The sequence below is a fragment of the Actinacidiphila sp. bgisy160 genome, assembly GCF_057707815.1.
Window position 1 is genome coordinate 88,930 of sequence record NZ_JBYIQW010000024.1, and the last position, 13,230, is coordinate 102,159.

A 13,230-nucleotide genomic window follows, 5' to 3' on the forward strand; every position below is an offset into this window, starting at 1 on the left:
CGGCACCCGGCCGGGGCGCACCGCGAGCGCCCCGGCCGGGCTCCACCCCGTCATCCCGAAAGGCAGCAGCCATGGACGTACCTGCCCTGGGCCGGCTTCGCGCCGCCGTCCTGTACGCGGCGCTGGTGCTCGGCCTCGCGCTGGCGCTCACCGCGGGCGCACTGGTCCTCGGCGGGTCCCCCGCCCCGCAGGACTCCGCGCGGGACGCGGCGCCCGCCGCCGACGCCCCGCTGGACCGCCTCGCCGAGGGCGACCTCGCGGGCGGCATCGCGGCCCTGCAGACGCATCTGCGGGCCCAGCCCAAGGACGCCGCGGGGTGGGCCGCGCTCGGCGCCGCCTACGTCGAGCAGGCCAGGACCAGCGGCGACCCCACCCGCTACCCGCAGGCGCAGGCGGCCTTCAGCCGCTCGCTGCGGATCGCCCCGCACGACAACGACGCCGCACTCGCCGGGCGTGCCGCACTCGCCGCCGCCCGCCACGACTTCCGCACCGCCCTCACCGAGGCGGACCGGGCGCTGAAGGTGAACCCCTACGGCGAGCGCGCCCTCGCCGTCCGGGTCGACGCCCTGGTCGAACTCGGCCGCTACGACGAGGCGCTGCGCGCCGCCGAGCACGCCGACGCGGTGCGACCCGGCATCCCGGTCTTCACCCGCCTGGCCTACGTCCACGAACTGCGCGGCGACCCGGCCGGTGCCCGCCGCATCCTGACCCGCGCCCTGGAGTCCGCCGCGACCCCGGGCGACACGGCCTACGTCGCCACGGCACTGGGCCAGCTCGCCTGGAGCCAGGGCCGCTACCCGGCGGCGCTGCGGCACTTCGCCACCGCGCTGCGGGCCGACCCGGGCTACCTGCCGGCGCTCGAGGGCCGCGGCCGCACATACGCGGCGCGCGGCGACCGCGGGAGGGCCTTGCGCGACCTGGGCCGGGTCGTCGACCGCTACCCGCTGCCCGCGCAACTCGCCGGACTGGGCGAGCTGTACGAGGCCGCAGGCCAGGACAAGCGGGCGCGGCAGCAGTACACGGTGGCTCGCACCTGGATCGCCCTCGCCAAGGCGAACGGCGTCGCCACCGACCTGGACGCGGCGCTGGTCGCCGCCGACCACGGGGACGCCGCCGAGGCGCTGCGCGCGGCTCGGGCCGAATGGTCACGCCGGCCAACCGTCCACACCGCCGACGCGCTCGCCTGGGCCCTGCACGTCAACGGCCGCGACCGCCAGGCCCTGCCGTACGCCGAGCGCTCCTCCGCGCCGGGCTACCGCAACGCCGCCTTCCTCTACCACCGCGGCGTCATCGAGGCGGCCCTCGGCAAGCGCGGGGCGGCCAGGACGTCGCTGGCCGCGGCGCTCCGCCTCAACCCCGGCTTCTCCCCCACCGCAGCCCCGGCCGCCCGCCGTGCGCTGGCCCGCATCGAAGGAGACCCGTCATGATCCGGCGCAGGACGGCCGCCGCGGCGGCCGCGGCAGCGGCGGGAGCGGCCCTCGCGCTGCTGCCCGCGCAACACGCGCAGGCGCATCCGCTCGGCAACTTCACCGTCAACCGCTACGACGGCCTGGTCGCCGCCCCCGGTGTGCTGCGGATCGATCACGTCGAGGACCTCGCCGAGATCCCCGCGGCACAGGCGGTGCCCGCGATCGACCGGGACGGCGACCGGGCTCTGGGCCGCGCCGAGTTGGCGAACTGGGCGAAGACGCGCTGCGAGGCGGCCGCGAGGGGCGCGCGGGCGTCCGTCGGCGGGCGCCGCGAACCGGTGGCGGTGCGCCGGGCCACGGCGGCCGTACGGCCGGGGCAGGCCGGGCTGACGACGCTGCGCGTCGAGTGCCGGATGACGGCGCGGCTGCCGTCCACGCAGCCGGCGTCCCTGGACTACCGTCCGGCGGACGTCGCCACCGGGCCCGGCTGGCGGGAGATCACCGCGCGCGGCGACCGTATGACGCTCCACGACGCCGACGTGCCCGGGCAGTCGGTGTCGCGCCGGCTCACCGCGTACCCGATGGACCTGCTCTCCTCACCCGCCGACGAACGCGCGGCCGGCTTCCGGGTGACCCCGGGCGGCCCCGCGCTGTCGGCGGAGGAGGACGCCCCCGCCTCCGCCGGTGTGCTGCCGCGCGGCGCGGACCGCTGGACGCGGGCCCTCACCGACCTGGTGTCGCGGCACGCGCTCACCCCGGGCTTCGCCACCCTGGCACTGCTCACGGCGCTTGTCCTGGGCGCGATGCACGCGCTCGCGCCCGGGCACGGCAAGACGCTGATGGCGGCGGCGGCCGCCGCGGGCGGCCGGCGGTCGCGACGGGACATGGTCGCGCTGGGCGCGTCGGTGACGGTCACCCACACCCTGGGGGTGTTCGCGCTCGGCCTGCTGGTGACGACCGGTTCGGCCGCGGCGCCCTCGGTCATCGGCTGGCTGGGAGTCGCGAGCGGGGTACTGGTCGCGTGCGCCGGGGCGGCGCTGCTCCGCCGCGCATGGCGGTCGCGGGGGCAGCCGCACAGCCACGGGCATGACCACGGGGACGGTCACCACAGCCACGGCCATCACCACCACAGCCGTCCTCACGAGCACCCGCGCCCTCACACGCCCTCCCCCGGGACGGCGCCACAGGCCGCGCCCGCCGCCGTCCTCACCGCCGAACACCCCGCCCCCGAGCGCCACGGCCACGTCCACCCACACACACATACGCATCCGGATACGCAGGAATCGCGACCCACCCTCCGGGGCACGGTCCTGCTCGGCTTCGCCGGCGGCCTCGTCCCCAGCCCTTCCGCGGTCGTCGTCCTGGTGGGCGCCGCGGCCCTGGGCCAGGCCTGGTTCGGCTTCCTGCTGGTCCTCGCGTACGGCGCGGGTCTGGCGATCACGCTCACGGCCGCCGGTTTCGCCGTCGTCCGCCTCGGCCGGCTGGCCGGGACGGCCTCGGCGCTGCGGGGCCGCGGCCGGCTGTTCACGGCGGCGCGGCGGCTCACGCCGCTGGTCACGGCGTCCGTGGTGCTGGTGCTGGGCTGCGGCCTGGTGCTCAGGACGGCGCTGTCGATGGCCGGTTGACGGAGCTTTCCGTCGAAAGGGTCCGTTCGGGGGGAAGTTCGGTCATGCTGGGCTGCGGGCGGCACGAAGGGGGGACACGCCGATGACACGGCTTGTGGCGGGGCGCTACCGGCTGATCAGCGAGCTGGGCCGGGGCGGCATGGGTGTGGTGTGGCTGGCCCGGGACGAACTGCTCGGCCGTGAGGTGGCCGTCAAGGAGGTCAAGGCCCCGCCGGGCCTGGACGACCGGGAGGTCGAGCGCCTGTACGCCCGGCTGCAGCAGGAGGGGATCGCCGCCGCCCGGGTCGAGCACCCCAACGTCATCAAGGTGTACGACGTCGCCATGGCCGAGGGCAGTCCGTGGATCGTCATGGAGCTCGTCCGGGGCGTGACGCTCGCCGACGTCCTCGACGCCGAGGGCCCCATGGAGCCGCGGCGGGCGGCGGGAATCGGCGGCAAGGTGCTGGAGGCGCTGCGCGCCGGCCATGCCGCCGGGGTGCTGCACCGCGACGTGAAGCCGGGCAACGTGCTCATCGGCAATGACGGACGGGTCGTGCTCACCGACTTCGGTATCGCCATGATCGAGGGTTCCTCGGCGATCACCCGGACCGGCGAACTGGTCGGCTCACCGGAGTACCTGGCCCCCGAGCGGGCGCTCGGGCGCCGTCCCGGCCCGGAGTCGGACCTGTGGTCGCTCGGGGTGCTGCTGTACGTGGCCGTGGAAGCCGGTTCGCCGTTCCGCCGCGACACCGCGCTGAGCACGATGCGCGCGGTGGTGGACGAGGAACCGCCCGAACCGCGCAGGGCGGGACCGCTCGCCCCGGTGATCACAGGGATGCTGCGCAAGGACCCGGCGGCCCGCCTCCCGGGTGAGGAGGTACAACGGCGGCTCGACGCCCTCGCCTCCGGGCGCACGCCACCGGGCGCCGGCACGGCCTACGCCACCACGCAGGCCGCCGCGCCACTGCCGCCGAGGCCGGACGGCACCCCGACCCGGCCGACCCCGGTCTCCTCGACCCCGGTCTCCTCGACCCCGGTCTCCTCGACTCCGGTCTCCTCGACTCCGGTCTCCTCGAAGCCACTTGGGCCGACGGCACCGGTGGGCGCGGGGTACGGCGCCGCGCCGGCAGGGGCCTCTCCGGCCAGGCCGCGCCGCGCGGCGGTGGCAATGGCGGTGGGCGCGCTCGCCCTCGCCCTGGGCATCGGAGGCGCGGCCTACGCACTCCTCGACGACGGCTCGCCCGGTGGCTCCGGCCACGGCACCACCGCCGGGAACACTCCGGGCGGCGGGGAGACCCCGTCCGTCACCGGCTCGCGGGACGACGACGGCGGCGCGGACGCCAGCGGCTACGAGGCGACGGCCGGCGGCAGTGACTCCGGGTCCCCGCACACCTCGCCGCCGGCCGGCACACCGGTCCAAGTGAACGTCCACGTCACGGTCTCGGCCGTGCGCGACACCTACACCGGGGGCTGTCCGCCGCCGGCAGAGCAGGCGCCGTCCTTCTCGGCGGTCGTCACGGTCGACCGCACTCCGGTGACGGTCACCTACCGCTGGACGTCCAGCGCCGGTGCTTCCGGCCACGGCCGGCAGACCCTCGAATTCCCGGCGGGAGGCCCGAAGAGCCGCACGGTCGAGTACACGGAGCCGTCCTACGAGCCGGACGGCACGATCGAGGGCTGGGTGTCGTTCGCGGTGCGGAGCCCGGTGGAGTCGGCGTCCGGGCACGTCCCGTTCACGGTGACGTGCCGGGCGCCGAGCCCGTCACCGAGCGGTTCGGACGGGACGGCGCCGACCCCCTGAGGTCACGTCGGCACGGGTGAGGGGTGCCGGGCCGTGGCCCGGCACCCCTCGCCTCATGTCGTCCGGGTGCTGCGCGCTGCCGTGCCGCGGGTCACGCGGCGGAGGTGAAGACCGGCAGGTAGCCGCCGGACTGCCCGGAGGCCGTGGGGTGGTAGGACTCGTAGACGGGGAGGGTGAGGCTGTGCAGCCACGCCGAGCCCGAGCAGAGCTCGTGCCCGGTGAAGGTGCCGCGGACGTCGGCGAAGGCGAAGCCGTGGTCGGCGGCGCGCTTGGCGGTGACGGTGTCGAGGAGGTCGGCGGCGTCGTTGATGGCCCTGCGCTTGGTCTCGCTGAGGCCGATGCAACTGGTGCCCAGCTTGTAGAAGCGCGGGTAGCCGAGGACGACGACACGGGCCGAAGGCGCCCGTGAGCCGATGGCGTTGTAGACGGAGTCGAGCCGTGCGGGCAGTTGGTTGTTGGCGAAGTCCCTGGCCTGGTTGATGCGGCTGAGGCAGGTGCTGTCGGAGCTGAGGACGCAGGTGGTCATCACGTCGGCGAAGCCGGCGTCGTTGCCGCCGATGCTGATGCTGACCAGGGTCGTCGAGGCGTTGAGCGGACCGAGTTGGTTGTTGAGCACGTCGGTCGTGGTCGCTCCGGAACACGCCGTGAAAGAGAACCCGGACGGGCTGTGCGCGTTCGCCCACAGCCGGGGGAACGCCTTGCTGCTGCGGTAGCAACTGCCGCTCGAGCTGTCGTAGCTGCCGGACCCGACCCCGGCGGAGTACGAGTCGCCCAGTGCCACGTAGACGGGGCCGGCGGCTTGGGCGGAACCGGCACCAACCAGGGCGAGTGCGGCGGTAAGGAGAAGCGCGGATGCGGCTGACACGAAACGGGACAGTCTCATGGAACCTCCCTTAGCAGGATCTCTGCCGCATCTTTCGTACCGCGCAGTAACACGTTCGGGAAGTGTCCATGCCAAGATTTATGACATGGACATTCCTGTGCGCTGTCCGTGATCGCCGCTGCGTGCACCGGAAGTGACGCCACCTCGGCCGATGGGCTCTACTCCCGTAGTTGACAAGCGCTTTAGGGACTCCGGCAGCCGCACCACTCGAACACGCCGGCAACGCCGGTCGCACAGTACGACGGAGAACGCCCACGCCCGGCGGGACCGTCACCCCTTGGGGACGGCGGTCTCGGCGGCGCTGGAGGAGCAGCCGCGGTTCACGACCGCCTGGCAGCAGGCGGGCTCCATCGGGACCGCACGTCGCCGGCAGGAGGACCAGGGCGATCGCACCGACGCCCAGGAGCACGGTGACCTCTCGCCGCCCCGCCACCGGCAACCCCCCATAGGCACGTCCGCGTGACGTCCCATCACCCGCCGGGGTAACCTGCGCAATGCCCGGATCAAGCCGGTTTCACCGGGAGTTCAGGGATTCAGGGGGATTCCGCCACTCCGCAAAAACCCGGTGCGAATGCGGACCTTGTGCCGGATCATGTGCGGCATGCCCGACGCAACGCCACCGCATCGCGCCCTGTCCATCCGTCTCGGCATGAACGACGACGACTCACCCTCCGACGCCATCGACGCCCTGTTCCTCAGCCGCTTCGTCACCGGCGAGCAGCCCCACTCGTGCGGCACGTCCCTGGACCGGGTCAAGTCGGGACTGACGCTCGTCCCGGGCGGCGGATCGGTGCTGCGCTCCGCGCGGGACAAGGACCGCGGCGCGACCCTCGCCGAGGGCGACGGCTGGACGATCCTCGTCTCGCGCTGGCACCGTCGTGCCGATGTGACGGTGACGGCGGTCAGCGAGGAGCTGGCGCGACGCGTCCTGGCGCAGGCCGTCGAGGACGCCGAGGACCAGCCGGAACCGCAGCCCGACGACGTGACCATGGGCTTCTGGTACGTCGCGCCGCGCCGCGGGCCGCACCGCATCACCCGGCAGATCAGCGCCGCCCCCTGGGACGACGTGCGGGGCAACTACACGGCGCCGGTGGCGGAGGCCATGGACGGACTGATGAAGCTCACCGCCGACGACGTCAGCGGCCGGCTGCTGCTCCTGCACGGCCCGCCGGGCACCGGCAAGACCTCCGCGCTGCGCACGCTGGCGCGCGCGTGGCGCGACTGGTGCCAGGTGGACTGCGTCCTCGACCCCGAGGTGCTCTTCAACGACGTCGGCTATCTGATGGAGATCGCCATCGGCGAGGACGACTCCGAAGGGCCGGGCCGCTGGCGGCTGCTGCTCCTGGAGGACTGCGACGAACTCATTCGCGGCCAGGCCAAGCACCAGACCGGGCAGGCGCTGTCGCGGCTGCTCAACCTCACCGACGGACTGCTCGGCCAGGGCCGCAACGTCCTGGTCGGCATCACGACCAACGAGGACCTGGAGCGGCTGCACCCGGCGGTGGTCCGCCCCGGCCGCTGCCTGGCCCGGATCGAGGTCGGCCCGCTGACCCGCGCCGAGGCGACCGGCTGGCTCGGCACGTCCGAGGGCGTCGGCCGGGACGGCGCCACGCTCGCGGAGCTGTACGCGCTGCGCCGCGCCGCCTCCGCCTCCGGCGGCACGGCGCTCCCCCACCAGACGGCCGCGGCCTCCGCCTCCGGAGGCCTTTACCTCTGATGGCCGGGGGTTCCCCCGGCGGAGCACGGGGGAGGATACGGACCCGCACCCCGGCCGAACTGCGCCGCGGCCGCCGTCCGCGGTCGCACGGCTGCTGGGACCACCTGTACGCGGCGCCGCTGTGGCCGCTGCACGGCGCCAACCTGGGGACACTGCTGCGCACCTGCGACGCGGTCGGCGCGTGCCTGGTCGTCCCGCGCTTCCCCTGGGTGCCGGAGGCACTCGCCCGCGGCAACACCCTGCGGCGGCCCGCCTGCGTGCACTGGACCGGCGATCCCCTGGGCTGGCTGCAGCGGCAGCGCGACCGCGGGGCGCACGTCGTCGGGGTCGAACTCGCCGACGAGGCGGTCCGGCTGGCGGACCTGCCGGCCGCGCGGCGCACCACGGTCGTCGTGCTGGGACACGAGCAGCAGGGCATCCCGCCGGAGGCGCTGGACCTGCTCGACCTCGCCGTCGAGATCCCCATGGTGGGCACGGGCGCCAGCCTCAACGTCGCGGTCGCCGGATCGCTGGCGCTCTACAAGCTGGCCGGGCTGCTGTGAACGGCGCGGGCTACGCCTCGTACGCGGCGCGCAGCGCGTCCCGCACGGCGGCCTCGGCGGCGGCGCGGTCCAGGCCGAGGCGCCGGGCGCGCTGGGCGTAGGCGGACGCGGCGGCGGCCGCCTCCCGGTTCGCGGCGTCGCCCGCGGCCGCGACGAAGGTGCCGCCCCGGCCTCGGGTCTCGATCACACCGTCCGCCTCCAGGGCGCGGTAGGCCTTGGCCACGGTGTTGGCCGCCAGGCCGAGGTCGTCGGCGAGACCGCGGACGGTCGGCAGCCGGTAGCCGACCGGGAGAGCGCCGGAACGGGCCTGGTCCGCGATCTGCTCTCGCAGTTGCTCGTAGGGCGCGGTGGCCGCGTCGGGCCTGACGGTGATCTTGAGGCTCACGGTGTGTCGTCCTCCCGGCGGGACGGATCGGCGCTGTTTGTCGCGGCCATTGTGCTGCACGCGCCGTCGGTGAGGACGACGGCGCGGCCGGGCCCCGCCGGGTCGTGGGCGATCGCGTCCCCCGGCTCGTGCAGGTGCAGCACGAAGCGCTCGCCCGCGCGGTACGCCTCCAGACCGGCCCTGCAGTACGCCACCATGTCGTCCGGCAGCGCGTCCAGGGGGAACCAGCCGAGCCCGGAGCACTTGTCCGGCTCGCGGTTGACCGGCTCGTGGACGGCCGCGTCCGCCGTGAAGAACCAGCCGATGCGTTCACCGCCGCCGGGCGCGCGGTGCTGCATGACGAGGGCGACCGAGACGTCCTCGGGGCGCAGCACGACACCCACCTCCTCGTGGGCCTCGCGGATCAGCGCGGTCAGGACGTCCTCGCCGTCCTCGACGTGGCCGGAGGGTGCGTGCAGCAGGCCGTCGGCGTATCCGGTACCGGCCCTGCGGCCGAGCAGGACCTCGTCGCCGCGGCGGAGGACGAGGTGCACGTCGACGATCTCCGTGTGCCTGCGGGGCTGTTTGATCCGCACGACCGCGACGTAGCGCTCGTCGTGGACCGGGCCGCCCCACAGCGCGGTGTCGTGGGCGAGCTGCTCGACCAGGGTGTGCTCGGCGAGCGGCCGCACCATCGCGGCCAGTTCGGTGGCGCGGATGCCCACCGGCTCGGCCTCCCCCCAGCGGCCCTCGACCAGCACCAGGCGTCCGCCACGGCGCAGCAGCCGGGCCCAGCGGCGCAGCGCCGCCACGGGGTCGGGCAGCGCCCACAGCAGGTGGCGGACGAGCACCACGTCGAACCGGGCATGGGCGACCGGCGGTTCGGCCGCGTCCCCGAGGAGCACGCGGGCCCCGGTGCCGGCCAGCTTCGCCCGGGCCAGCGCCGCCATGCGCGGGGAGCGGTCGACCGCGGTCACCCGGTGTCCTTGCTCGGCGGCCAGCCGCGCGAGGCTGCCCGTGCCGCAGCCGAGGTCGAGCACGTCCGCCGGGGTGGCGGGCAGCCACGCCCGCATCCGCGCCGCCCACGCCTCCCGCACGGCGGGCTCCCGCAAGCCGTGGTCGGGCTCCTCGTCGAAGCGGTCGGCCACGGTGTCCCAGTACGCGTCACTGCTGATTTCGCCCACCCCGTGATCCTTCCACCCCCCACTGACACCGCCCGATGACCGCGGACGGCCCGCCGCCGGGGCGGAGCGGCGGCGCGGCGTCGACGGGCGCCCCCAGCCGAACATCGGCCGCATGGCCATGCCCCCGCCACGGGCGGGCGGACCGCCGTCCCGTCCAAGGCGCGGCACCCCCCTGGATTCCGGGGGCAGGGCGCGGGCAGATCCCCCCACGACCGAACGCCACCTTCGAGACAAGCCCGGATTCGCCCCGGCACCCGCCGCGCGGAAGCCGTCCAGCACCCCAGCGGAACCCGCCGGACGCCACCCGCACCAAGCCCGGCCCCCGAGGACCGGCAGACCAGCGCCCCCGGGTCACCACGCCTGCGCGGCGGCGACGGCCAGGCAACCGCCGAGCGGAAGCCGCCCGGCGCCCGAGGACGAGGACCGGACGGCTCCCGGCCATGGCCGCAATAGCCCCCACGGCGACACCGCCCCTCGCCGGCATCAGCGGTGTCCCCGCCCCGGACGGGGGCACCGTGGCCGGGGGAGCCACCCCCTGTGACTCCGGCGGGGCGCGGGCGGATCCCGCCCCCGAACGCGCCCCACCGGCGCCCGCGGCGCGGAACGAGGTCCGCGGAGTGAGGTCAGCTCAGGCCGAGGTTCCGGTAGCGGGTGCGGCGGGCGGCGAGGCGGACGGCGCGTGGGCGGGTGCGGAGGGCCGCGAGCTCCTCGCCCAGGACCGCGCCGAGGCGGGCCAGGAAGGCCTCGGGCTCGTCCGCCGCGTCGGGCCGCTCCTCGACCACGCGGTCGACGATCCCGTGCGCGGCCAGGTCCGCCGACCGCACCCCCTGGCGCTCCGCCACCTCGTACGCCCGCTCCGTCGTCCGGTACAGGATCGCCGAGGCCCCCTCGGGCGGCAGCGGGGAGAGCCACGCGTGCCGCGCCGCCACCACCCGGTCCGCGGGCAGCAGCGCGAGCGCGCCCCCGCCGGCGCCCTGCCCGAGCAGCAGGCACAGCGTGGGGGCGGGCACGCTCATCAGGTCGGCGAGGGAGCGGGCGATCTCGCCCGCCAGGCCACCCTCCTCGGCCTCCCGGGACAGCGCGGCGCCCGCCGTGTCGACGACGGACAGCAGCGGCAGGTCGAGTTCCGCCGCGATGCCCATGCCACGGCGGGCGACCCGCAGGCCGGCGGGGCCGAGCGCGGGCGGCCGGCCGTCGCCGGTATCCGGCCGGTCGTGGCCGAGGACGACGCAGGGCGTGCCGCCGATCCGGGCGAGCGCCAGCAGGAGTCCGGGGTCCCGCTCCCCCGCGCCGGTGCCGCTGAGCGGGGTCACGTCCCGGGCGGCCACGGCCAGCAGGGCGCGCAGTCCAGGCCGTTCGGGCCGCCGTGAGTGCCGGACGGACTCCGCGGCCGGGGGGACGGGGACGTAGGGGGCGGGACCTGGCTCGGCCCGTCCGGTGCCGGGGGCAGCCGCCGTGTCGCCGCACAGCACCCCCAGGGCGCGTGCCGCGGCGGCCGCGAGTTCCGCGGAGGGCAGGACCGTGTCGACGATGCCATTGACCAGCAGGTTCTCCGCGACCTGGACGCCGGGCGGGAACTTTTCGCCGTACAGGGCCTCGTGCACCCGGGGGCCGAGGAAGCCGATGAGCGCCCCAGGTTCGGCGGCGGTGACGTGCCCGAGGGAGCCCCAGGACGCGAAGACCCCGCCCGTGGTCGGGTGCCGCAGGTGGACCAGGTAGGGCAGGCCCGCGGCCTTGTGGTCGGTGATGGCCGCCGCGACCTTGACCATCTGCAGGAACGCGATGGTGCCCTCCTGCATCCGCGTCCCGCCCGAGGCGGGCGAGGCCAGCAGCGGCAGCCGCTCGCGGGTGGCCCGTTCGACGGCCCGTACGAGGCGTTCGCCGGCGGCGACGCCGATCGAACCGCCCAGGAAGCGGAACTCGCCCGCGACGACGGCGACCCGGCGGCCGCGGATCCGGCCCTCTCCGGTGACCACCGACTCGTCGAGCCCGGTGCGCTCACGTGCCCGGGCGAGGTCGGCGCGGTACCCGGGGTCGTCGAGGTACCCGGGCAGGGCGGTCACGGGCTCGTCCCAGCCGTGCCAGGTGCCGTGGTCGACGACGGCGTCGATGAACTCGAGGGCGGCCGTGCTGCGGCGCGTCGGTTCGGTCATGGCACCAACCCTAGGGTGCCCGCCGGAGGCCTGTGGCCAGGGCCAACACCTCACGGAACACGGGGCGGAGGTCACTCGAACGGCGCAACTCCATCACGGTCCGAAGGTCGTTGTGGGGATGTGGTCACAGTCGATCCCCAGAACGCGCCGGGTGCGCCGTCCGGGCGTGAGGTCCCCCGGACGGTCCCGGCGCCCATCCGCCGCAGCCGTCCGTACCGCCCGATGGAAGGCGTCCCCCTCGGGGAATGGGTCTTCGTCCCGGGAACGGCGGGATTCTTCGGCCGGAGTTCGGACGCCTACATCGAGCGTGGCGAGGAGCGCGTTCCACTCGTGTACTGCTCTTCGGAACTGGAACAGTTCGCCAACGAAATGGTCGGGATCGAGGGAGATTTCACCCGCCGCTGCTCCGGAATCGATCTGGAGGGGCGGTATTAGGGCGTGCATTCCCCGTATCCCCCGCCCACGCCCGGCCCCGACAGGGATTCCTTCATGCCGCCTTTGCAGGACCGTTTCCGCTTCGAGAACGACATGCCGTACGAGGACCATCTCAACGGTCACACCATCTACAGTCCCCGCCGGACCCCTGACGACACGTCGGGAAACGGCGTCTTCTCCGCCCCTGACTACGACGTCCTGAACGGGGTGTGGACGTCCGAGGAGGAATTGGCCCAGCTCCTCGAACCCCCTTTGCCGGACGAGGTGGACGACGACGAGGACGACGTCTTCGCCGCGCCCTCCCCGGAGGCCGCGACCCACGAGCTGCCGCTCACCCGGCACCGGCACCGCAGGATCCGCCGGGCGGCGCTGCGGCAGAAGGTGACCAGGACCCAGACGCTCAGCTTCCTCGTCGCGGCGGTCGCCGCCACCATCGTGGCCATGGTGAGCGTGCTCGGCGGGATGGTCGCCCACGACCCGCTGCGCCACATCGCCGCCACCGACGGGGCGTCGGGGCTCGCGGACTGGTGGCCGCTGCTGGTGTACGGCCCCTGGATGGTGGCCTCGCTGTCGATCCTGCGGGCCGCGCTGCACCAGCGCCGCGCGCCGCATTCCTGGGCGGTGGTGCTGCTCTTCTCGGCCTTCGCGATCCTGTTCTGCGTCGCCTCCGCCCCCCGGACGATCACCGACTGGACCGTCGCGAGCCTCCCCGCCATCGCGGCGCTGTCCTGCTTCCACCAGCTCGTGCGGCAGATCACCCTCACCCACCCCCCGCGGCGCACCTCCCGCAGCCGGCACTCCTCCTGAGGGGCCGGCACGGCGGACACCGCCCATGATCCGCATCATTGACGTGTCCATTGCGATGATGTGAGGATGCCGGTGATCCGGTCGACCAACGAGCTTTTCCTGGAGGGGACATGAACAAGCGCAGGGGCGCCTCGGTCGCCGTGGCCGTGGCCGCGACGCTCACCGGAATGCTGGCGCTCGCCGCCCCGGCGAACGCGAGCGTGCCCTACAAGGTGTACTCGACGAGTGCTGCCTGCAAGACGGCCGGCCAGAACTTCGTCAACTCCGGCCAGGCCTATCAGTACACGTGCACATGGGACAGCCCGGGCTACCTCCTGACGCTCTGGCTCGG

The 13,230-nt window shown here is 74.8% G+C and carries 12 protein-coding genes; 8 read left to right on the forward strand and 4 right to left on the reverse strand.

All coding sequences use genetic code 11. From position 1 onward, the window contains the following. Positions 1–71: 71 nt before the first annotated feature. The 3 genes from AC3EUJ_RS20225 to AC3EUJ_RS20235 all read left to right on the forward strand — a co-directional run bounded on the left by AC3EUJ_RS20225 (position 72) and on the right by AC3EUJ_RS20235 (position 4,814). Positions 72–1,427: a tetratricopeptide repeat protein gene (locus AC3EUJ_RS20225; protein ID WP_431963270.1), complete on the forward strand. Its 1,356-nt coding sequence runs from the start codon at positions 72–74 to the stop codon at positions 1,425–1,427. Next, positions 1,424–3,034, forward strand: a complete 1,611-nt coding sequence (locus tag AC3EUJ_RS20230; protein WP_431963272.1) for a HoxN/HupN/NixA family nickel/cobalt transporter — start codon at positions 1,424–1,426, stop codon at positions 3,032–3,034. The genes AC3EUJ_RS20225 and AC3EUJ_RS20230 overlap by 4 nt, the downstream gene beginning before the upstream one ends. Positions 3,035–3,116: 82 nt before the next feature. Beyond that, positions 3,117–4,814, forward strand: a complete 1,698-nt coding sequence (locus AC3EUJ_RS20235; RefSeq protein WP_431963274.1) for a serine/threonine-protein kinase — start codon at positions 3,117–3,119, stop codon at positions 4,812–4,814. Between the two features lie 91 nt (positions 4,815–4,905). Here the strand turns inward: AC3EUJ_RS20235 and AC3EUJ_RS20240 are convergent, their stop codons facing one another. Beyond that, positions 4,906–5,697 (reverse strand): SGNH/GDSL hydrolase family protein, encoded by a 792-nt coding sequence (locus tag AC3EUJ_RS20240; RefSeq protein ID WP_431963276.1) that lies wholly within the window; start codon positions 5,695–5,697, stop codon positions 4,906–4,908. A gap of 277 nt (positions 5,698–5,974) precedes the next feature. Here AC3EUJ_RS20240 and AC3EUJ_RS20245 point away from each other — a divergent pair, with 277 nt between their 5' ends. The 3 genes from AC3EUJ_RS20245 to AC3EUJ_RS20255 all read left to right on the forward strand — a co-directional run bounded on the left by AC3EUJ_RS20245 (position 5,975) and on the right by AC3EUJ_RS20255 (position 7,956). Beyond that, positions 5,975–6,160, forward strand: a complete 186-nt coding sequence (locus tag AC3EUJ_RS20245; protein ID WP_431963278.1) for a hypothetical protein — start codon at positions 5,975–5,977, stop codon at positions 6,158–6,160. 138 nt (positions 6,161–6,298) lie between these two features. Continuing rightward, positions 6,299–7,414 carry a DUF5925 domain-containing protein gene (locus AC3EUJ_RS20250; protein WP_431963280.1) on the forward strand — a complete coding sequence of 372 codons (1,116 nt, stop codon included), beginning with the start codon at positions 6,299–6,301 and terminating at the stop codon, positions 7,412–7,414. After that, positions 7,414–7,956, forward strand: a complete 543-nt coding sequence (locus AC3EUJ_RS20255) for a TrmH family RNA methyltransferase (RefSeq protein ID WP_431963282.1) — start codon at positions 7,414–7,416, stop codon at positions 7,954–7,956. Before AC3EUJ_RS20250 ends, AC3EUJ_RS20255 begins: the two co-directional genes overlap by 1 nt. Positions 7,957–7,966: 10 nt before the next feature. Here the strand turns inward: AC3EUJ_RS20255 and AC3EUJ_RS20260 are convergent, their stop codons facing one another. The 3 genes from AC3EUJ_RS20260 to AC3EUJ_RS20270 all read right to left on the reverse strand — a co-directional run bounded on the left by AC3EUJ_RS20260 (position 7,967) and on the right by AC3EUJ_RS20270 (position 11,657). Next, entirely contained in the window at positions 7,967–8,341 is a 375-nt protein-coding gene (locus AC3EUJ_RS20260) for a GntR family transcriptional regulator (RefSeq protein ID WP_431963284.1), read from the reverse strand. Then, on the reverse strand, positions 8,338–9,504 hold the full coding sequence (locus AC3EUJ_RS20265) for a methyltransferase domain-containing protein (RefSeq protein WP_431963286.1): 1,167 nt from the start codon (positions 9,502–9,504) through the stop codon (positions 8,338–8,340). The genes AC3EUJ_RS20260 and AC3EUJ_RS20265 overlap by 4 nt, the downstream gene beginning before the upstream one ends. 623 nt (positions 9,505–10,127) lie before the next feature. Then, positions 10,128–11,657 (reverse strand): carboxyl transferase domain-containing protein, encoded by a 1,530-nt coding sequence (locus tag AC3EUJ_RS20270; RefSeq protein WP_431963288.1) that lies wholly within the window; start codon positions 11,655–11,657, stop codon positions 10,128–10,130. A gap of 489 nt (positions 11,658–12,146) precedes the next feature. Between AC3EUJ_RS20270 and AC3EUJ_RS20275 the strand changes: the two genes are divergently transcribed. Further along, positions 12,147–12,899, forward strand: a complete 753-nt coding sequence (locus tag AC3EUJ_RS20275; protein ID WP_431963290.1) for a DUF2637 domain-containing protein — start codon at positions 12,147–12,149, stop codon at positions 12,897–12,899. 110 nt (positions 12,900–13,009) lie between these two features. Beyond that, positions 13,010–13,230: hypothetical protein (locus AC3EUJ_RS20280; protein WP_431963292.1), on the forward strand; the 221-nt coding region annotated here is incomplete at its 3' end.